At 58.6% G+C, this 20,105-nt stretch carries 18 protein-coding genes; 7 read left to right on the top strand and 11 right to left on the bottom strand.

Going from position 1 to position 20,105, the window contains the following annotated elements; all coding sequences use genetic code 11:
- Window position 1: 1 nt before the first annotated feature.
- Window positions 2-2,890: an IPT/TIG domain-containing protein gene (locus tag VK574_RS11600; RefSeq protein WP_472800015.1), complete on the bottom strand. Its 2,889-nt coding sequence runs from the start codon at window positions 2,888-2,890 to the stop codon at window positions 2-4.
- Window positions 2,891-3,156: 266 nt separating this feature from the next.
- Between VK574_RS11600 and VK574_RS11595 the strand changes: the two genes are divergently transcribed.
- Window positions 3,157-4,614 carry an ATP-binding protein gene (locus VK574_RS11595; protein ID WP_472800014.1) on the top strand — a complete coding sequence of 486 codons (1,458 nt, stop codon included), beginning with the start codon at window positions 3,157-3,159 and terminating at the stop codon, window positions 4,612-4,614.
- Between the two features lie 43 nt (window positions 4,615-4,657).
- On the opposite strand, the gene VK574_RS11590 is transcribed toward VK574_RS11595, so the two are convergent.
- A complete protein-coding gene (locus VK574_RS11590) occupies window positions 4,658-4,858 on the bottom strand; it encodes an allantoinase (RefSeq protein ID WP_472800013.1) in 201 nt (66 codons plus the stop codon).
- 144 nt (window positions 4,859-5,002) lie between these two features.
- Here VK574_RS11590 and trxB point away from each other — a divergent pair, with 144 nt between their 5' ends.
- Genes trxB through VK574_RS11570 form a run of 4 tightly spaced genes read left to right on the top strand, consistent with a single transcriptional unit; the run spans window position 5,003 to window position 7,508 of the window.
- On the top strand, window positions 5,003-5,950 hold the full coding sequence (gene trxB, locus VK574_RS11585) for a thioredoxin-disulfide reductase (protein ID WP_472800012.1): 948 nt from the start codon (window positions 5,003-5,005) through the stop codon (window positions 5,948-5,950).
- A gap of 24 nt (window positions 5,951-5,974) precedes the next feature.
- A complete protein-coding gene (locus VK574_RS11580; RefSeq protein ID WP_472800011.1) occupies window positions 5,975-6,454 on the top strand; it encodes a DUF4188 domain-containing protein in 480 nt (159 codons plus the stop codon).
- Window positions 6,451-7,185 (top strand): YggS family pyridoxal phosphate-dependent enzyme, encoded by a 735-nt coding sequence (locus VK574_RS11575; protein ID WP_472800010.1) that lies wholly within the window; start codon window positions 6,451-6,453, stop codon window positions 7,183-7,185. The genes VK574_RS11580 and VK574_RS11575 overlap by 4 nt, the downstream gene beginning before the upstream one ends.
- Window positions 7,182-7,508 (top strand): DUF167 domain-containing protein, encoded by a 327-nt coding sequence (locus VK574_RS11570; protein ID WP_472800009.1) that lies wholly within the window; start codon window positions 7,182-7,184, stop codon window positions 7,506-7,508. Before VK574_RS11575 ends, VK574_RS11570 begins: the two co-directional genes overlap by 4 nt.
- A 285-nt stretch (window positions 7,509-7,793) precedes the next feature.
- Here VK574_RS11570 and VK574_RS11565 read toward each other — a convergent pair whose 3' ends face one another.
- From VK574_RS11565 to VK574_RS11545, 5 genes are all read right to left on the bottom strand, one after another.
- The gene (locus VK574_RS11565) at window positions 7,794-8,450 is read right to left on the bottom strand and encodes a peroxiredoxin-like family protein (protein ID WP_472800008.1); all 657 of its coding nucleotides are present in this window, start codon (window positions 8,448-8,450) and stop codon (window positions 7,794-7,796) included.
- A 159-nt stretch (window positions 8,451-8,609) separates the two neighbouring features.
- Window positions 8,610-9,998: a signal recognition particle protein gene (ffh, locus tag VK574_RS11560; protein ID WP_472800007.1), complete on the bottom strand. Its 1,389-nt coding sequence runs from the start codon at window positions 9,996-9,998 to the stop codon at window positions 8,610-8,612.
- A gap of 60 nt (window positions 9,999-10,058) precedes the next feature.
- Window positions 10,059-10,889, bottom strand: a complete 831-nt coding sequence (locus VK574_RS11555) for an alpha/beta hydrolase (RefSeq protein ID WP_472800006.1) — start codon at window positions 10,887-10,889, stop codon at window positions 10,059-10,061.
- Between the two features lie 16 nt (window positions 10,890-10,905).
- Window positions 10,906-12,309 (bottom strand): serine hydrolase domain-containing protein, encoded by a 1,404-nt coding sequence (locus tag VK574_RS11550; RefSeq protein WP_472800005.1) that lies wholly within the window; start codon window positions 12,307-12,309, stop codon window positions 10,906-10,908.
- 52 nt (window positions 12,310-12,361) lie between these two features.
- The gene (locus tag VK574_RS11545; RefSeq protein WP_472800004.1) at window positions 12,362-12,712 is read right to left on the bottom strand and encodes an STAS domain-containing protein; all 351 of its coding nucleotides are present in this window, start codon (window positions 12,710-12,712) and stop codon (window positions 12,362-12,364) included.
- A 178-nt stretch (window positions 12,713-12,890) separates the two neighbouring features.
- Between VK574_RS11545 and VK574_RS11540 the strand changes: the two genes are divergently transcribed.
- The gene (locus tag VK574_RS11540) at window positions 12,891-13,511 is read left to right on the top strand and encodes a carbonic anhydrase (protein ID WP_472800003.1); all 621 of its coding nucleotides are present in this window, start codon (window positions 12,891-12,893) and stop codon (window positions 13,509-13,511) included.
- Between the two features lie 19 nt (window positions 13,512-13,530).
- On the opposite strand, the gene VK574_RS11535 is transcribed toward VK574_RS11540, so the two are convergent.
- The 3 genes from VK574_RS11535 to VK574_RS11525 all read right to left on the bottom strand — a co-directional run bounded on the left by VK574_RS11535 (window position 13,531) and on the right by VK574_RS11525 (window position 17,046).
- Window positions 13,531-13,989: a PA2169 family four-helix-bundle protein gene (locus tag VK574_RS11535; RefSeq protein ID WP_472800002.1), complete on the bottom strand. Its 459-nt coding sequence runs from the start codon at window positions 13,987-13,989 to the stop codon at window positions 13,531-13,533.
- A 208-nt stretch (window positions 13,990-14,197) separates the two neighbouring features.
- Complete coding sequence (locus VK574_RS11530) at window positions 14,198-15,451, bottom strand: hypothetical protein (protein ID WP_472800001.1); 1,254 nt, start codon at window positions 15,449-15,451, stop codon at window positions 14,198-14,200.
- A gap of 14 nt (window positions 15,452-15,465) precedes the next feature.
- Entirely contained in the window at window positions 15,466-17,046 is a 1,581-nt protein-coding gene (locus tag VK574_RS11525; RefSeq protein WP_472800000.1) for a DHA2 family efflux MFS transporter permease subunit, read from the bottom strand.
- A gap of 369 nt (window positions 17,047-17,415) precedes the next feature.
- Between VK574_RS11525 and VK574_RS11520 the strand changes: the two genes are divergently transcribed.
- Window positions 17,416-17,703, top strand: coding sequence for a hypothetical protein (locus VK574_RS11520; RefSeq protein ID WP_472799999.1), 288 nt, complete (start codon window positions 17,416-17,418; stop codon window positions 17,701-17,703).
- A gap of 197 nt (window positions 17,704-17,900) precedes the next feature.
- On the opposite strand, the gene VK574_RS11515 is transcribed toward VK574_RS11520, so the two are convergent.
- A complete protein-coding gene (locus tag VK574_RS11515; RefSeq protein ID WP_472799998.1) occupies window positions 17,901-19,790 on the bottom strand; it encodes a winged helix-turn-helix domain-containing protein in 1,890 nt (629 codons plus the stop codon).
- Between the last annotated feature and the right edge of the window lie 315 nt (window positions 19,791-20,105).

Here is a 20,105-nt window from a genome sequence, read left to right as displayed (position 1 = left end):
TCTATGGGTGCTGCTCAATTGCAATGGAGATAGCGCTTGTATTGCCAGTGACGGCGAGTGCGGCGAGGTTGGTGGCGAGGCCGGGGATCGAGGCAGGAGCGAACGTTACGGTGCCGTCGAGGGCTGAGTTCCCGATGGCGGTTTGGGTGGCGAGCAACGGAGCCTGCGCACAGCGGCCGTGGGGCGGGCAGGGAGGCGTCCATGCGTAGAGAGACTGATAGAGGGTGACGGCGCCGCCAGCCATGGGGTTGCCGTTCATGTCACGGACGCGAAGAGTGATCGATCCGGGAGTACCCGAGGCAGCAAGAGTCTGACCGGTTCCGGAGATGGGTTCGAGCCAGGCAAATTCGGCTCGGGCGCCGAGAGCGATGAAGCTAACGCACTGGCTGGTGCCATTCAGGCACGCGTTTGAGGTGATTTGCTGGCCTTCGGAGAGCGGTCCCACCGCGAGGGATTTGGAGGCGATGCCGTTGGAGTTGGTGGCGGTGGACGGTGGCCCTTGCGGAGAGATACCTCCAACGGGCTGCCAGGTTACGGTTTGGCCAGGAGCAGGTGTGCCGCTCAAGAGCGCCAAGGCTTGCGTGGTCCAGTTGACCGTGACTCCTGCTGCTACAGACAGCATCGGAGTGAGAGCAGAAAGGTTTGGCGCCGTACCGCCGCTGAAGTGAGCCTGCAGGCTGGCACCGTTGGTCAGGAAAGCCGTGACGACAGAGGAACCGGCAGAGGGAGCGGTGATGTTGATGGTTGCAATGCCATCGCCAGTTGCCGACGTGGAGCAGGATCCCGCGCCACAGGAGAGGGTGGCATTTCCGCTGGCGACGGCGAAGGTCACCGTGACGCCTCCGGCTGGGGTGAGGTCTGGTCCCAGCGCGGTCACGGAGAAGGGGATGGGAACGCCGATCGGGACGGTGTTGGCGGGAGCGGTGTTGAGGGTGAGGGAATCGCCGGTCGCGGAGTCGTAGCTGATGGCGCCGGGAAGAATGGTCATCGCATAGAACATGGGCAAGTCGTCGACCTCGACATCTACAGATCCGCTTACGTCAGGAGTGGCGGCGGGAGCGATCACAGTAATCTCGTTCGGCGAAATGCTGGTGACGACAGCTTTCTGTCCGCCGATGAGGACGGTGTCGGAAGGACGGAAGCCCATGCCGCGAATCACGATCGGGCCGCCGGCTGCGGACAGCCGGGGCGACTGGATGGTGTCGGCATAGAGAACCCAGCCGTTATAGGCGTAGTCGGGGCGTCCGTCACCGCGCATATCGGCGATACCGAGGCGAACGATGTCGTCGGCGGATGCTGCAACCTTCAGCCACGTTTCGCCGGTCGCATATCCGTTGAGCGCGGGAGCCCAGTTGAGTGTGGACGCGGAAATGGGATTGAACGCATCCCAGACACCGATGGTGGGGAGGGCCTTGGTTTCGGTGGGGAGCCCCGACTCATTCAGAGCCTGGGTGACGATGGTGAAGGTGTGTCCGGAGCGGACGGGGAAGGCAAACCAGTCGGTCTGACCCACCTGGCTGAGACGACCGCACCAGAGGCCGCTTGTCGGCAGGGGACGAGGCAAATCGGGCGAGGCTATGGCGTCCTGCGGATTGCCAGCGGCGGAGTCGGCGATGGTGACGGTGAGAGTTTGCGCACTGCCAGCAGACATGTTTGAAACGGACAGTACAGGCATGGTTCCGGAAGGCGATGGCGAACCGTCGACGTACGGGCCGACAGACTCCGTGAGCATAAAAAGTGGATCGATGGATTCGAAGGTGACCTGGTAATTCGCGATGGTCATGCCGGGTGGCAAGGGGATACCACTGAGATCGAAAAAGCCCTCGAGCGCGGGATCGTTTGAGCCCCATTCTGCAAGCAGGTTTCCATTTCGGTCCGTCCAGCCGGTGATAGGGTTACCGCGATTGCCGCTGAAATATGCGCCGGAAACAAAGGTTACGGTGTACTGATAGAGCGGATTCCCGTTGGAGTCGAGCGGAAGGGCGACGACGTTGACGCCCTGCATGCCGATACCGGTGCGAAAACTGAGCGTGCCCTGGATGGAAACGGTGTTCGCGGCGGTGATCTGCTTGCCGGGGAACGAAGCGATGTTTGCCGCGGTAATGGGATAGATGCGGTTGAGGGCTGCGATATCGTCGTAGCGAAGTTGAGCGGGGTTGGGGATGCAGATGCCGCCCATCGCTCCGCAGACGCCGCTCATCGGCTGCATAACGGGCCAGCCGAGCAGGCTATCGGGTTCGCCGTTGGCGAGCGCGCCAGGGTTGACCTGCGCGTAATCGAGGCCAAGGACGCGGCCGAAGGCCCGTTCCAGTTCGAATTGCATCATCGCGACGAGGTTCGAGTTGGTGGCGCACAGACCGTTCAGGAGAATGACGGCGTGGCCGATAGTGGCGTCGGGCTGGATGTTGTCGAGCCAGGTTAGGACACCGTTGTTCTGGCAGCTCGTGGGATCGCTTGAACCGACGCCGAAGAGGCTGTTAATCACAGAGCCGTCGGCATCGTAAATGACAGCGAGCGGATAGTTGGTGGCTGCGGGCGTGACGTCGGAGGGTGCAGCAAAAACCTGGTTGCCGGCGATGACGCTGGCGCCGTTGACATCTTCGTTAAGAGGGCCGGAGTCAGTGAGGATCACGCCGGCGGTAGGGACAGCACTCCAGATTGCCGCGGCAGCATCGACCATGGCGGTGGCGTTCTGAGCCGAAATCTGGCTGTTGAGCGAGCCCTGGTCGACATAGTAGTTGACCACGCCGCCTGACCAGTGCACCGGTTGCCCGACAACTGCGGGGTTGAAGTAGGCCGTCCCTGCAACGAACCTGGGGCCTCCGGCGAGTGCGAAGGGCATCACCAGTGCTGTGGTAAGGATGCAGATGGCAAATCGAGGTGCGCGCACGGTCCTGCTCCAAAGCAAGCACTTGCTTTTGGGCGACCACCATTTACTCGCCACGATGAGGATTCTCTAAGGGAAACTGGCCTGACTAGCAGAAAAGCCGTGATCCCGAAGGATCTGGCCCCATTCGTAACTATAGGTACCCCATCGTGGATTACCTAAGTTCATTGCAAAGTTACTTTTCTGGCTACAATGAATTTGCGATCCAAAGCTAGCAATTAAAGGAATTTAAGGGGGCCACTATCAGCGCGCGCTTACGATTGGGAGATTTGCTCGTCCGGGCCAAGCTCGTGACCGAGATGGACATTGCCAAGGCACTCGAACGCCTTTCAATGTGCGGCGGACGCTTGGGCGACAACCTGGTCGCCATCGGGGCGATTTCGAAGGACCATCTGGAGAAATTCGTGCACCGCACGCCGCGGGAGCCGGAAAACATCGCGGCCACGGGGCTGGATGAAAGCGACTTGCTGGGCTTGATGCTCAAGCTGATCTACGTGGGCCGGTTGCAGACGGTGCGGCAATTTGGCGACTCGATCAAGCTGCCTTATAACATCGTTTTGGAACTGGTCCGCATGGCCGTTGACCGGTCGTTGCTGCAGAACCTGGGCGCCCGCAACGCCGGTAGCGATAGCCTGATCGATCTTGCCTACACATTTACAGAACAGGGAAAGCGGTTTGTGATCGACGCCATGACCCGGCAACACTACACGGGACCGGCACCGGTAACGCTCGAAGACTTCACGGACCAGGTGAACCTGCAGAAGCTGACCAATGAGCTCGTAACCCCCGAAAAAATCAAGGCCGCAACCACGGGGTTGGCCTTTGACGAACGCATTATGGAGCAGGCCGGCCCAGCATTGAATTCAGGCCGCGCCATGCTGCTTTATGGACCGCCAGGAAACGGCAAGACCACGGTAGCCCAGCGATTTGCTTCCGTCTTCAGTGACGTGATTTACGTGCCGTATTCGGTAATCGTGGAAGGACAAATTATCCGGGTTCACGATCCGAGTATCCACTTTCCTTTGGAGACGACGGACATTGAGGACGAAAATGCGTTCACGGTGGTGAAGGCGCAGACCTACGATGCGCGCTGGGTTCCGTGCCAGCGGCCGTTTGTGATTACAGGCGGCGAACTGACGCTGGAGATGCTCGATCTGCGTTACGACACAACGGGGCACTATTACGAGGCTCCCCTGCATGTGAAGGCGCTAGGGGGATGCTTCCTGATCGACGATTTCGGGCGGCAGATCGTGAGTCCGACCAACCTGTTGAATCGCTGGATTGTGCCGCTGGAGAGCAGGGTTGACTACCTGAAGCTGCACACAGGCAAGACGTTCTCCATTCCGTTTGAGGAACTGGTGATTTTCTCGACGAACCTCGAGCCGGAAGACCTGATGGATCCGGCGTTTCTGCGGCGTCTACCCTACAAGATCGAAGTTGGAGCGCCTTCGCGCGAGAACTACAAGAAGATCTTTGAAAGCGAGTGCAAGAAACAGTCGGTCGAGATGTCCGATGAGATCTTCGACAAGATTGTGCACACCGTGACGGTGGAGAAGGGACTCGAACTTGCGGCGTATCACCCACGATTTATCGTGGACCAGGTGATTGCGACGTGCCGCTTCATGCGAGAAGCCCCTCACTTTGAGCCGCGCTTCATCGATTACGCAATCGACAATCTGCGCGTGCGTCAGAGCACTTCAAAGAAGACAACGCAGGCGCGGGTCTGAGCGCAAAGACCGGGTGGGTCGGCGAAGAGCTGGCTTCGCCTGGTCAAATCTCCGGATAAAAGTCAAAGAAGGCATCGAGGCTTTGCTTGAGCTGCGTCTCGATTTGTTCGCGCGAGCCCTCGAGGACGTGCATGGTGACGTGTGCCTCGTGGCCATTGGCCAGCTTGAGCGTAGCGTCGTTGATCTCGGTCACTTCGCCCTCGGGCAACAGGCGCATTCCGTAGACAAGAGTCAGATTTGCCATGTGCAACATCTTATCTACTGGGACCGATTTGTGACGGAAGAAGCAGTCGGCTGAACTCGTCAAGTGACTTCCGGCCAATTTCGACATGGTTTTCCGAAGCCATGCGGGGCGGGCCGCGCCGTCTACAATTTACTGGGAAACCTCATGACAGAGACACGTGACACCGTAATTCTTGGTTCCGGCTGCGCCGGATTGACAGCGGCGATTTACAGCGCGCGCGCCAACCTGAAACCTCTCGTGCTGGAAGGGCATGAGCCGGGGGGCCAACTCTCAATTACTTCGCTCGTCGAGAACTTTCCGGGATGGCCGGATGGCATCCAGGGGCCGGAACTGATCGACAACATGAAGAAACAGGCCGCGCGGTTTGGTGCGGATTTTCAACTGGCCCACCTGGATCGTGTGGAACTGGGCGTGCATCCCTTCCAGCTGCACACTTCCGCGGGCGAGATTCAGACGCGCACGCTGATTATTGCGGCGGGTGCGAGCGCGCGCTGGCTGGGGATACCGAGTGAGCAGGCGCTGATCGGTCACGGAGTATCAAGCTGCGCGACCTGCGACGGATTCTTCTTCCGCGGCAAGCCGATTGCCGTTGTGGGCGGCGGTGACTCGGCAATGGAGGAGGCGCTGTTTCTTACGCGCTTCGCATCGAAGGTGACCCTGCTGCACCGGCGGCCTGCGTTTCGCGCCTCAAAGATCATGCTCGAGCGGGCAATGGCGCATCCCAACATCGAGTTTAGGACGAACACTGTGGTGCATGAAGTGCTGGGCGTGGAAGAGAAGGAAGTAAAGGGGCTCAAACTGCGCGATGTGGCGACCGGCGCGACGAGCACATTGCACGTGGAGGGGCTCTTTCTCGGAATCGGGCATGAGCCGAACGCCAAGATGTTCGCTGGCCAGATCGATCTGGACGATGAAGGCTACGTGCTGACGCAGGGCAACGTGATTACAACGCGGAAGGGAATTCCAGTACCGGGCGTTTATGCGTGCGGCGATGTGCAGGACCGGAGGTACCGGCAGGCGATCACAGCCGCGGGGACGGGATGCATGGCTGCGCTTGAGGCCGAGAAGTATCTCGAAGAACACGGGCACTGAGGTGGTCGCGAAAGGAAGCGGAAAATGCCCACAATCTTCCCTGGCCGTTTCACCGCCAAGTTCGACGGACCCTTTGTCGTCTTCATCATTGGCATGCGCGTAAACCGCCTGCTCCAATTCAGCAAGTGGGTTCCGGTGGCGAAGGCGATGCCGCCGATGATTGCCGAGCTGAAGAAGCACCCTGAAATGGGCCTGCTGCACGTGGAACAGATGATCTACTGGCGCGGCGTGGCTACGATTCAATACTGGCGCAGTTTCGATCATCTGCATGCATACGCACATATGCGCGACAGCCACCATTTGCCGGCATGGGCGGACTTCAACCGCCGGGTTGGCGGCAACGGGTCAGTGGGCATCTGGCACGAGACCTTTCTGGTTGAGCGCGGAAGCTACGAGTGCATTTACGCGAACATGCCGCGCTTCGGCTTTGGAGCCGCGGCGGATCATGTCCCGGTGACAGGCCGGCTTGAAAGCGCGCGTCAGCGCATCGGCAAGCCGGAATGAGCCAGCTTGCCGAGAACCTGGAAAAGCTTGGGTCGACGATTGCGGATGCATGCCGTCGTGCGGGTCGGCGGAGCGAAGACGTCGAACTCATGGCCGTATCCAAGACCTATCCAGCGCAGACGATTGTCGAAGCTGCGGCGTTGGGGCTGGTGTTGTTTGGCGAAAATCGCGTGCAGGAATTTGCAGGTAAGTCTGCGGAGTTGGAGTTCCTGCGATCGCAGGCAGACAAGCCAATTCGCATGCACCTCATCGGGCATCTGCAATCGAACAAAGCTGCACGTGCGGCGGAGTTGTTTGACGCCGTCGATTCCGTGGACTCCCTGCGGCTGGCGCAGCGGCTGAATGATGCCGCGGAAAAGCTTGGCAAGCGGCTTTCGGTTTTGATCGAGGTGAAGCTCAGTCCCGAGGAGACCAAGGAAGGATTGGAGCCGGAGTCCGTGGAAGCAGCGCAGTTGCTTGAGGCGTTGCCGGGGTTGAGCAGCCTTGAAATGCGCGGGTTGATGACGATTGCCCCGTGGGGTGCGCCGGATGCAGTGACGCAGGCGTGCTTTCGCAGCTTGCGCGAGTGGCGCGATCGCTGGGCAGCGAAGTATTCAAAGTTGAATCTCGAAGTGCTTTCCATGGGGATGAGCGGCGATTTTCCGCTGGCCATTGCAGAAGGTGCGACACTCATTCGCGTGGGGACAGCGTTGTTTGGGAAGCGCGCACCCTACTCAGGACCGCCCGAATGAGCAGGTCGATGCTGCGCGAGGTCGCCGGCGGCGTTACGCTCGCGGTACGTGCGCAGCCCGGCGCGAAGAAGACAGCGATTGTCGGCGTATATGGCGCGGGCGACACGGCTCAGTTGAAGATTGCCGTCCAGGCTCCGCCGGTCGAGGGTCGCGCAAACGAGGCGCTGGTAGCGTTTCTGGCTGAGAAGTTCGGCGTGCCGAAGCGATCAGTCAAGCTTGTGAGCGGGGAACTGTCGCGCAGCAAGGTATTTCTGTTGACCGGCGTCACGATTCAGCAAGCACGATCGAAGCTGGCGAAGCAGGAGCAAAACGAGCAGTCCTGAAAATGGACACGCCGAAATTTTGCAGGTGCGATGAGTGTCCTGTCTCTAAAACTCCCACCAGAATTGATCTGTCGTGAAGACTGAAACATCTGTACGAATGAGGGCGCCCCATCCAGGCTCCGCTTGGGTGGGAAAGCACGTTTTAACCAGCAGCGATTCTTATTCTTTCCGGGTGTCGCGAACGTCGATGAATGCGGTCGCTCTTTGCGACTGATGTCGCGAGTGTCTGGGGCATCCGTGCGGAATCTGACGGAAATGCAACCGGAAAGTTGCCCGAAGTGTCGCTCACCGGTGGTGAATGTCGCAGGCGACGGCGAGAGCTTCTTCGGGTTCGGGGCGGACGCGGAAGTCAGCGTGGGCTTCGGCGTACACGACCTTGCCATCTTTCGCAATCACGTACGTCGCAGGCAGGGGCAGGCGCCAGCTTTTGTCGCCGTTGACAAAGGGGATGTTGACGAGGATGGAGAGGTAGTAGTCGCGATGGTACTCGGGGATGGTATAGACAAGGCCGAATTTTTCAGCGACTGCGTTACCGGGGTCGGAGAGCACGGGGAACGGAAGGCCGTGCTGATTGGCCATGAAGTCGCTCTGGCGCTCGATCTGCGGACCGATGGCGATCATCAGGGCGCCGTGTTCGCGCAGCTGGCCGTAGAGATCGCGCCAGGTTTCGAGTTCCGTCACGCAATACGGACACCAGCGTCCGCGAAAGAATTTGATGATGAGCGGACCGATGGAAAGCAGATCGTGCGAGCGGACGATTTTGCCGCTGGAGTCTTTCAACGCGAATTCAGGGGCTTGTGCATCGACGGGGAGAATATTCTCCTCGATGCCGGTGGAGAACAAATCCTCGACCGCACGTTCGCCGACAGCGAGCCGCTCAGGCTGCACGAGGTGCCTTGTGTTGCTGGTGATCTCGTCGAGTTGGTCTTGCAGGCTGGTCATCGTTTCTCTACGCGCTCTGTTCTAAAAACATCTGGATCACCGCTCTCGCTCAATAAAGGTGTCATCCTGAGCGAAGCGCGTTTGGGGCCCCGCAGATGATTCATCATCTGCGGGGTAAGCGGAGCGAAGGACCTGCTTTTGACCGCCGAAACCTCATCGTCACCGCCCGAATTTCTGTTTGCCCATCATGCCGGACATCCCGCCGCGCATCATCTGCCGGGCCAGGCCGCCTTTGCCCATTTGCTTGAACATCTTGCTCATCTGCGCATACTGGCGGAGGAGCTGATTGACGTCCTGCACGCTGGTACCGGAGCCGGCGGCGATGCGCTTGCGGCGCGAGCCGGAGATGATCTCGTGGTTGCGGCGCTCGAAGGGCGTCATGGAACTGATGATGGCTTCGAGACGCACGAACTGCTTCTCGTCGACGTTCTTTGAGGCTTGCTGCAGACCGGCAAAGGGGCCTACGGACGGCATCATCTTCAGAATCGATTCCATCGAGCCGAGCTTTTTGATCTGCTGCAACTGATCGCGGAAGTCCTCAAGCGTGAAGCCGTCGCCGAGGAGCGCCTTCTTGGCGAAGTCTTCAGACTTCTTGCGGTCGAGCGAGGACTCGGCCTTCTCGATAAGCGAGAGCATGTCGCCCATGCCGAGGATACGGCCAACAATACGATCTGGATGGAAGGGTTCGAAGGCGTCTGGCTTCTCGCCTGTGCCGATGAACTTGATGGGCTGACCGGTGACGTGGCGAATGGAAATGGCCGCGCCGCCGCGCGAGTCGCCGTCCATCTTGGTGAGGATCACGCCGGTGAGGCCGAGCCGCTTATGAAAATCCTGCGCCGAGTTGACGGCGTCCTGGCCGGTCATGGCGTCGGCGACGAAGAGGATCTCCTGCGGGTTGAGGAGCTTCTTGAGCTGAGCCATCTCATCCATCAGCTCTTCATCGACGTGGAGACGGCCGGCGGTGTCGACGATGAGGGTGTCGCAAGCGAGGATGCGGGCTTCGCGGCGGGCTTCTGAAGCCAGGCGCTCGACGAGTTTCGAGCCAGGAGCTTCGTCGTTGAGCTTGCCTTCGTAGAGGCGCGCTTCAATGGATTTGGCTACGACCTTGAGCTGCTCACGCGCGGCGGGGCGGTAGACGTCGACGGAGACAAGCATGGGGCGATGGCCGCCCTTTTTAAGCCATGCCGCGAGCTTGCCGCTCGTGGTGGTTTTACCCGAGCCCTGCAACCCCGCCATCAGAATAACGGTCGGTGGCTGCGACGCGAATTTGAAGCGTGCCGTGTCCCGGCCGAGGAGTTCAACCAGCTCGTCGCGAACGATCTTGATCACCTGCTCGGAGGGCGAAAGAGCGGTAAGCACTTCAGTGCCAACGGCTTTGGCCCGGATGTGCTCGATGAGCTCGTTGACGACGTTCAGGTTGACGTCGGCGTCCAGCATGGCGACGCGAATCTCTTTGAGCGCTTCCTGGATGTTCTCGTCGGTAAGCGTGCCCTGGCCGCGGAGGGTTTTGAAGGCTCGTTGCAGTTTTTCTGTAAGGTTCTCAAACATAGGTCAGATACAAGTGTATCGAAAAGGCCAGTTCGGAGTTCGCGGTTTGAAGTTCAGAGTTTAGCGGGTGCGCGAGTTGGCTTGTGAGGGGCTCAGCGGAGGGACATCTCGGAGCAGCCAGGAGACGATGGGTCCCCAATAGTGAGGTTGCGGATTGTAGAAGGGCTCGTTGTGGGAACGAGCAGGCAAAACGAGCAGGTCGGCGCGTCCGTTGCAGCAGGCGACGAGTTCTTGAGCCATTGGCAAGCGGAAGAGGCGGTCGCGATCTCCCTGGACGATGAGGATGGGGAGGGAACAATCGCGGAGAGCTTCCTCTGCCGACCAGATAGGCGGAACAAACGGGGAAAGGAATCCGGGAACCCACGCCGCACGAGCCGCCTTGCGGAACGAGGAAAATCCCGCGCAAAGCACGAGGCGATCTGCTTCCACTCGATTGAGAATGGCAGGCGCGATTCCAGTGCCGAGCGAGAATCCGAGAATGGCGACCGGGACTCTTGGCGCGAGCAGCTTGAGAAGGTTGAAGGCGGAGACCGCATCGTCTTCACACTGGCTCCAGTCGGGGCGGCCGGTGCTGCGGCCGTACCCTGAGTAGTCGAAGACGAGTGAAGCGATGCCATTCTCTGCGAAGATCCGTTGGATGGGAAACCATTGCGGCACAATTTCGCCTATGCCGTGACAGATGAGAACTGCTGCCTGCGCTTCGGCCGGTGCTGGCGTGACGAAGGCCGCGTCGATGAGATTTTTCCCGCTGGCAATGGTGTGTTGCGTTGCGGCGATCCCGGCGCTCTCCGGGCGCCCGCGCGGGATGCGGCTGAGCATGCGGTCTCTTAACTGCACTGCGCGGCTGGCGCAGGTCAGAGCGGCAGTGAACAGGAATCTCTGCACGGGCATCAGTTGCTTCTCACTGCTACTCCGCCGGTGCGATCAGGTATTGCTCGAGTTTGCCGTCGGGGTAGGTGTAGGTGGTAAGGCTCAGACGCTGCGTCGGGTACTGGATTCGGAAGACGCGGAACGTCATGCCGCCGCGGAGTCGTTCGCCAGTTTGGTGGAACGTAAGCGGATCGCCGAGAGGCGCGAGGCTGTTGCGATAGTCCGACAGTGTCTGCGCGTCGAAGTAGGCATTGAGATTGGGAGCGAGCAGGGTGCGATCAATCTGACCTTGTTGCAGACCTTTGTAGATGGCGATCGCCTGATCTTCGTTGGGCGTGTGTTGGACGCCGGCAATGGTGGCCGCCGCCAGTCGCGTGATCTGCTCGGCGCCCCCTGCCATGTGATTGGTGAGAACCGCTACTGCGATGCCGTCATCGATGAGAACTTCGTTGTCGGAGACAAAGCCGTTTACCTCGCCGCTGTGCTCAATGGAGTGGTGGCCATCGCGATCCATGATTTGGACGCCGAGTCCGTAGTGCGTGCCCTTGCCGTCTTTCAGCTTCACCTCGGTGAACATCTGGTTGTAGCTCTCCGGTTTGAGAATCGTGCGCTGCATCAGGCTGATATCCCAGAGAGCAACGTCGTGCGCGGTCATGGCGAGTTCGCCGGCTGCAAACATCCAACCCTCGCCGCCGTTCGGAACCGGGCGCAACGGACCAAGCGCGTTGCGCATGAAGGGCGCGGCGTCAGCGGAAGGAAGTTCCTTCGCGTCGCTGTTCCATGCGCTTTTCATCCCCAGCGGGTGAAAGATGTGCTCGTTCAGAAAATCGAAGAGCTTTCCACCGGTGACTTTTTCGACAATGAGGCCGGCGATCACGTAATTGGTATTGGAGTACTGCCATTGCGTGCCTGGGTCGAAGTCGAGCGGCTTGGTGGCCCACTCGTTGAGAATCTGCTGCGGGGTGACGGGTTTGAGCTGCGAGGCCACGGGGTAGTCCTCCGGCGCATAGTCCTGGTAGCCGGAGGTGTGGGAGAGGATTTCGCCTATTGTGACTTCGTCGCCCCGGGTAAGGCCGGGGACGTATTTGCCCACTGCATCGTCGACGGAGAGCTTGCCCTGCTCCTGCAACAGGAGGATTGCCGTTGCGGCGAACTGCTTGGAGATGGATCCGATGGAGTAGCGCATGTCGGCGGTGGCGGCCATCGAAGGATCGAGACGCGCTTTGCCGTAGGCATGGGTGTACACGATCTTGCCGCCTTTGACGATAGCGACGGACGCGGAAGGGGCGCCGGTCTGCTTGAGTACCTCGTTGGCGATGCTGTCGATGCGTGTTTTGAGAGCGGGGTCGAGGGTGTCGACCGCTTGCGCATGAAGGTTGAACGCGAGGGAAGAGAACGAGGCAACAACAGCAAGGGTGGAGACCAAGCGGGAGTAATTCATGTCGGCTGCAAAGAACTCCTTCAGTTGGAATGGTAGCAACCGCAGCTGCGGGCTAAGTGCGGGCTTCGGCCTCTTCGACTGTTGCTGTCAGGGTCAGCACCTTTTCCAACCTCGTGGTGTGAAACATGCCGAGAACGCGAGGCGTGACACCCGCGAGGGAAAGTTGGACCTGCTTGTCCCGGCAATACACTTCGTGATTGACAATTTCGCTCATACCGGCGGAGTCCATGAACGGAACGCCGCTGAGATCGAGGATGGTGTGACGGGGTGGCTCAGTGCCGCGGAACAGGGCTCGCAGTGGTTGAACGCTGTTGAGAGTCACGGGCCCAACGAGGCGCAAGATGACGGTTCCTGGTTTCGCGCCGGGAACTGGCTCGATCTTCAGGGGAGTATCGAAGGCCATCGTTCGATCAGTGTATGGAACGGGGCCGGTTTTGTCGCGAGAATACTGGTGAACGCGGAAAGTGTCCTTTGTCGAAGGGTGTGTGAATTCATTTCCAAGGAACATGATGCGCGGGACGATGCGATAGGCTGGGATTTGAAGAACTGAAAATAACCGGCTGCAGGGTTGTGAGGGATGCATGGAACGCTTGATTGAAGGCCACAAGAAATTTCTGGCGGAAGTCTTTCCACGGCGCCGCAATCAGTTTCATCTGCTGGCGGAGTCACAGGCGCCGGAATGGCTGTTTATCACGTGTTCTGATTCGCGCATTGTGCCGGATCTGATCCTCGGGACCGAACCGGGTGATTTATTCATCAGCCGCAGCATAGGGAATATCGTGCCGGTTTCGATGAGCGATGTGGACGGGGTCACGGCGACGATCGAGTACGCCGTTGACGTGCTCAAGGTGAAGCACGTGATCTTGTGCGGGCACTCGGATTGCGGAGCACTCAAGGCAGCGCTTGACCGGCCGAAGTTGGAGAAACTGCCCAAAGCGAGTCGATGGCTGCATCATGTGGAAGCGGCGTTTTCGCACCGGCAACCCCTCAATCCCGAAGATGGAGCGCATGCCGAACTCGCATCGTTGATTCGCGGAAACGTGGTGGCGCAGTTGCTGAATCTGCGGGCCCAGCCGTCGGTTGCCCGCGCCATGATGGAGGGGCGCCTTGCGGTGCACGGATGGTATTACGAGATCCTGAGCGGACGGATCGAACGATTCGATGAAGATGCGCGGCGGTTTGTCGCGCTGGTTGAGGAATGACGCGGTGATCGGGGATTCGTTATTTCCCGGTATCGCGGGCCGTTTTGATGAATTCCAACGACTTCTCGATATGCGCGGCCTGGGTGGCGAGAACCTGGCGTACCGGCAGCGGAACATAAGATTCCGTGGCCTTGGCGTAGGCTTCGACCGCCTCATTTTCGCCTTCTTCGGCAGTGGACAGGAGGCTGTGGTCACCGGCGCCGAGAGCTGATTTGACGTCACCCCAGGCACGGCGAACAGTGCCGACGGCGGTCCCGCTCTCTTTGACGTCGTGCACGCCTTCCTGGTGGAGGATGGATTCGAGCACCCCACGGAACTGCGCGCGGGTGAGAGATTCAGCGAGGAAATATTCTTTCAGCGCTTCGCTTTTGATTTGTTCACCAAACTTCTGAAAGCCATCCTGTGCATCGATCAGCACCTGGATGACTGAGCGCAAAGCGGATTCGGTTTCTTTGAGATCTTTCGAAGGCGATGACATCGGAACTCTCCAGTGGAACGGGAATAAAAGACGAGGGCAGGTTCCGGCGGCTGCCGTTGCGATTCTCCTTCGCCGCCGGCAAGGTGGGGGAAATCGCGAAAACCCCACGCCCCTGCCCCTCAAAATGGATCAGACCCACCCTCGCAAGGCTTGGTCGATCCGATTATTGAGATGCAGAAAGCACAGGGGTGGTCGTCTTTGAGCCGATTCACTTTTTCGCCATGATGTCCGGACCCATGCAGCGCCTATCCGGCTGGTCCGATGTGGATAAGAGCGTAAAGGATTTCTTTCCTTCATGAAGCTGGAAGTAAGTGGACGTATCCGGGGTCGACATGCCTTTACTGTCGATCCACGCTGCATCCAGTTCCACCTGAAAATGCGCTCTAGCGTCGGAGCATGCAAGTACCGGTCCGTAGTTTCGAAGCAGTGAGTTGTCGGCGGTTGAACTCCGTTCAGTTTCGATCTTTGCGTGCGTCGCTTTCAGCGCTTCCAGATTTTCGGGTACGCTCCAACGCGCGGACTCATCCCACGGCGACTCCAGCCATTCGTCCACAAAGTCACGGCCGTTATTCGCGATCGGCTGCACGCGTTCAATCGCAGCGCCGCTGACGCGATAGCGATAGATTCCGATGCGCCTCGAGATTTCCGGATCGAGCATCGCGGTTTGCAATCGGATCTGAAAGCCTTCGGGCACAATCTTGAGCGCCGGCTCAATGTCGCCTCGGATGTATCCGCGGTTCACATGTTGAAGAACTGTTTGAGCGCTTCCTGCGGAGGAAGGTTGCACAACGTCGAGATCGAAAGCGCTCCAACTTGACGTGCACCATGGGTGGCCATGAGCAACGACGGCACGCCAACCATCGGAGGCGGTCGCAGGCAGTATCACGTATCTAAAAAAATCCCCGAATGCACCCAACACTTCGGCGTAATCGGGGCTTTGCCAGCGCAGAACCCGCTGCCACGTGCTGCTGCGCATTTCATAGCCGAGCAAGATGGCGTCGTAGCCACACGCTACGCCGAAGTCGAACTCAACCAGAACGAGTTGCGGCGGGTCGCCCGTGACTTTGACATGAAGGTCCTCCCCATAAATCTGGTCGAGCTGCGGTGGCTTCTTGGGGTCGTAGACCTCCTGCTGAACGGGTTTATTGGCGCTCAGGAGTTTGGCGAGCGGTGACTCAATCTCCTTCGGCGTCGGATTTCCTGATGCGCAATGGAGTTCCGCGTCCGCAAGTTCCGCAAGCGCATCCTTGAATGTGTGAATGAGCGACTGCAGCGGTGCAGGCACATCCTCGTCCATCTCGTCGCGGACTTTGAAAGCAATCAGTTGCGCCTGGATTGTCTTGACGCGCTGAGCAGCCGGCTTGAGGTCTGCCTGTGCACAGGGCTGACCAATCAACGCCGCGGGCATGACTACGAATTGAAGCGCCAGCGCCAGGAGAAAGTTGTTTCGCATCGGGTGCAAGTATAGCCAAGTCTTCAATGCGCACCCGGTGGCGGTGCGGCGTTCTTTGGCGGTTTGCCAAATAGCCAGACCGCCCCGGCGCAGAAGAAAGCCAGCACGGCTGTCCAGCGAAAGACATCAACGTAGGCGAGCAGCGCCGACTGCTGCTGCAGCAATCCATACATAAGGCCCAGTGAGCCCGGCCGGGCCTGTGCTCGGCCCAGATGGTGACCAAGATAGCCGGCGATCGCAGACGATTTCTGCTGCAAGACAAGGCTCGAAGACGAGATGTTGGCCCCAATCTCGTTCTGGTGCAAAGCGGCGCGGCGAATGAGGGCCGTGGTAGCCATCGCAATCCCAATCGATCCGCCGATGTTGCGCAGCATGTTGAAGAGACCCGTGGCATTGCCCATTTCTTCGCGCGAGAGAGTGGCGGTGGTCATGGTGGCGAGCGGCACAAAGACGAAGCTGAGAGCAAAACCAGTGACCATGATGGGCAACAGCAGAGTGAACGGGCCGATGTCGAGATTCACGGTGCCGAAGATGAAAGAGCAGACACCGAAGCCGATGAAGCCCGCACTGAGCAGCTTGCGGTTGTCGATGCGCGAGCCAAGCATGCCGATGACCGGGGAGCCAATGATCGAACCGATGCCGCGCGGGCCGACGACGAGGCCGGCGCTGAATGCCGTGTAGCCGAGGATCTCCTGATAGTAGAGAGGCAGAATGGCAATGGTGATGTAAATACACATTCCCAGCAGCGCTATCAAAAAACAACCAGTCCGGAAGTTGCGGTTCTTCAGCACGTGCAGGTCAACAAGGCCGCGGGGGTTGGTCCACGAACGCCAGATCCAGCCGATGAACCCGAGGATCAGCGCGGCCACAGCCCATCGCACCCAGATCGCTCCGAACCAGTCGTCTTCCTGACCCTTGTCGAGGACGACTTGCAGGCAGCCGGTCCAGACAATCAGAAGGCCAAAGCCGATGTTGTCGAATGGGCCCACTTTGGCGTTCTTGATGTAGGGCGGGTCGTGCACAAAGCGGGTGATCATGAAGACGGCAAGCAGGCCAACGGGAATGTTGATGTAGAAGGCGTACCGCCAACTGAACGTATCGGTGAGCCAGCCGCCGAGGGTGGGTCCGAGCACAGGAGCGACCACGATGCCGAGTCCGTAAGCGGCCATAGCCATGGAGCGCTTGGCGGGCGCAAAGCTTTCAAGCAGGATGGATTGCGAAAGCGGCTGCAGTGCTCCGCCGCCGGCGCCCTGCATGATCCGGGCAAGCAGAATTACGCCCAGCGAAGGTGCCGCGCCGCAGAAAAACGACGCAATGGTGAAGATGATGACGCAGGTGAGAAGGAAGCGCTTGCGGCCGAATCGGCGGGCGAACCAATTCGAGGCGGGAAGGATGACGGCGTTGGCAACCAGGTAGCTGGTGAGCACCCAGGTGGCTTCAGAGTTGGTTGCGGAGAGGCTGCCGGCGATGTAGGGCAGCGCTACTGAAGCGATCGCGGTGTCGAGCACCTCCATGAAAGTCGGAAGCATGACCGAGACTGTGACGAGCCAGGGGTTGACGCCTTGCGTCAGGGGATATCGGGCTTGGGCCTCAGCAGTGGTCATCGCAATCGGGAAGAGTTGAGACTAAACGATTGGACCATCTGCCAGTTGTGACGCGCATGAGCGGCAATTGCCGCGAGAGCAATCCGGCGCATTCATGGCTGTTGGTGCGAATGCCGTCGAAGCGACTCCAATTCCCTCAATTCGGCGTATGGTCGCCATAAAATGTCTTACTTCCGAGCGGGGGCAACCGGGCACAGTCATTGCTGCCTCCGGAAATCAATCCCGCGGACGATTTCCACTTCACATTCCCTGATGTTTCAGCTTGCGCCGAGATATCGAGTCTTGACACCGATACCTGACGTCCTATACATCTTGGCTCCGCCCCAAAGGAGTAAATGCATGCGCATGTTGCTTAGAGTGTCGATACCCGTGGAAACCGGCAATGCCGCCGCAAAAGATGGAACTCTCGGTACCATAATCGAAGGTATATTGGCCGATCTCAAACCTGAAGCCGCCTACTTCTTTGCAGACGACAACGGCCAACGATCGGGCTCTGTCGTTTTCGACATGAAGGACTCCTCGCAAATTCCGTCTATTGCTGAGCCTTGGTTTCTCGCGTTCAACGCGCAAGTCTCCTTACGGCCTGTGATGAACCCTCAAGACCTCGCCAAGGCAGCGCCGTCGATTGGCAAGGCAGGAAAGAAATACGGAAAGTAGACGGACGCTATCGAGATCCTTAAAATCTCACAAATTTCTTCACGCCAACGTGTCCGGAGACGTCGGGAATCTTGTTGTGAAGGAGTGGCTGGGTTCAGGGCACTGAAACCAGCCACGACAATTTGTGCCCGGATCTTGAGCTGTGGCGTATTCACCCACGAGATAAGCCGATTACCATAAGGCGATTTGAACAAAGCTTAGTGTGCCAATCCAATTCGCCGGGCGAGATTCTCGAAACGGGGATCGGACCGCATCGAATCGTAGGCTGGGTCGACATTCATATAGGTTGTGAAGTTCGTTCGCGCCTCATAGTTTCGACCTAACCACTCCAACGCGAGGTCCTTCTCCCCTAGGCGCGCATACACCTGGGGAATATCGAACTCCCCAAAATTCCGCCCCGTCTTCTCGTTCGCTTTCTGAATCTGCAGCCAGAATCCCTTCGGCCCATTTGCCGCATAGGCATCGGTCAAAGCAGTCTTGCCTGCTGCTGCCAGCTTCGCGCGTTCCCCGCCTTCCAGCAGCCTTGCTTTCGTGATCTCTGCGATCGCATCCTGGAACTGCCCCCGTTGAGAATAGAGCCATGCAAGCCAGTAATGCGTGATATGGAAATCCGGGTAAAGCGCGAGCGTCTTCTTGTACTGAATCAGAGCTTCGTCATAGTGGCGCGCGTAGAAATAGTCAAGTCCGAGGTATGAATTGAAGATTGGAGACAGGGGGTCAAGCTCAAGAGCCTTCTTCATTTCAGCGATCGACTGCTCTGATTTGCCAAGCGGCGCGAAGTAATAGTTTGCAAGGAAAGAGTGAGCCAGCGCGCTGTTAGGGTTCAATTCAATCGCTCGTCGAAGTTCCCTGTCAGATGCTTGCCAGTCAAATTCAAAATCCGCCTTTTCAGCTCCAAGGGCGGCGTGAGCCTCTGCCAGGTCGTCATCCAGTTCCATGGCTCTCTTCGCTGCCGAAGCTGCAAGGGGACAGAAATGGCCTGGCGAAAAAATTGATAAGGCAAGGTATGCATTTGCGAGCTGCGCATAAGCAGGCGCAAATCCAGGATCTTTTTTGGTTGATTGCTCGAAGAACTCGACACTTTTGTTTTCGTCATCGTAGGTTCGCTTGTTGAGGAAGTAAAGTCCCTGCAGGTAGGCCTCATACGACTCGGCGCTGGGCACATGCTTCCTCGTCAGACGAGTTTCGCGCTCCGGCTCAAGCTCGATTTGAACCTGCTGAGCAATGGCCGTTCCGAGTTCGCTTTGCAGTGCCAGCAGCCCGGTGACCTCGCGCTCATAGTTGTGCGCCCACAGGTGCGTCTGATCGTTCACGCGAATGAGTTGCGCGCTCACCCGGGCTGTTCCACCTTCTCGCCGAACGCTTCCTTCCAGAATGTAGTCAGCCCCAAGCTCCTGCCCGATCTGTGCGATGGTCTTGCCGCTGTGCTTGTAAGCCATCGCCGACGTGCGTGCGATTACCCCCAGTTTCTCCGGGTTTAGTTCGCCGAGGTCTGTGATGGTTTCCTCCGTCAGGCCGTCACTGAAATACTCCTGCGCAGGATCGTTGCTCAAATTCTGGAACGGAAGTACAGCAAGCATTGTTCGGTGACCGGAGTCCGTCGGCGCCCCCGCACGCCTTGTCCCGCGCGCGGTATGAAGCCACCATCCCGCCACCACTGAAACAGCCAGAGCAATGACTGCAACACCTGCCCATGCCAATCCTTTCGACGAACCGGGACGGGAAGGAGAGGGGGCCTTCTGCTCGACGACGTGTTCGGGTGAGAGCGACAGGACTTCTTCGTCCGGATTCAGCGCATGCCCTGAAACGAATCGCACGCTTTCCGCAAAGCGGTAGCCTCGGCCGGGAAACGTCAGTATGTATCGATGATCTTGCGGGGTTTCACCAAGCGCCTTTCGCAAAACGGAAATGTGCTGCGTCAGGTTTGATTCTTCGACAAAGCTGTCTGGCCACAAAGCCTTCATCAGCTCATCCTTCGATATCACCTTGTCCCTGCGCTCGATAAGGACTTGCAACATTTCGAAAGCTTTTGAAGTCAGGGTTACGGGCTCGCCATCCCGTAGCAGAATCTTTCGGGCCGGATCCATCCGGAATTGACCAAACTCGTAAAAGCCTCTGGAGTCTTTACCCATCGTCTCCGCCAGCAAATCAGGAACCCAGCGCTAAGTGCGCCGCAATTGAAACTGAGAGTCTCGCCATTGTCTTGTACGCAGGCGACGCACGCAATCCTCCTTGTGCCCGTCCAGGCGTATCGGGAGATGGAAACCCTAATTCCTTTGTCCGACGCCCTCCACCCTTGAGTGCGTCTCAAATGTTTGCACACCCATAAGTTATAGGCCAATTCATAACATTTCAGAAGAATTGAGGTCGCCGTTGAGGACTCATTCGCCGCGAAACAGGAA

The sequence above is a fragment of the Occallatibacter sp. genome, from assembly GCF_035317045.1.
Classification (GTDB): domain Bacteria; phylum Acidobacteriota; class Terriglobia; order Terriglobales; family Acidobacteriaceae; genus Telmatobacter.
This window is presented reverse-complemented; position numbering and strand designations above follow the sequence as displayed.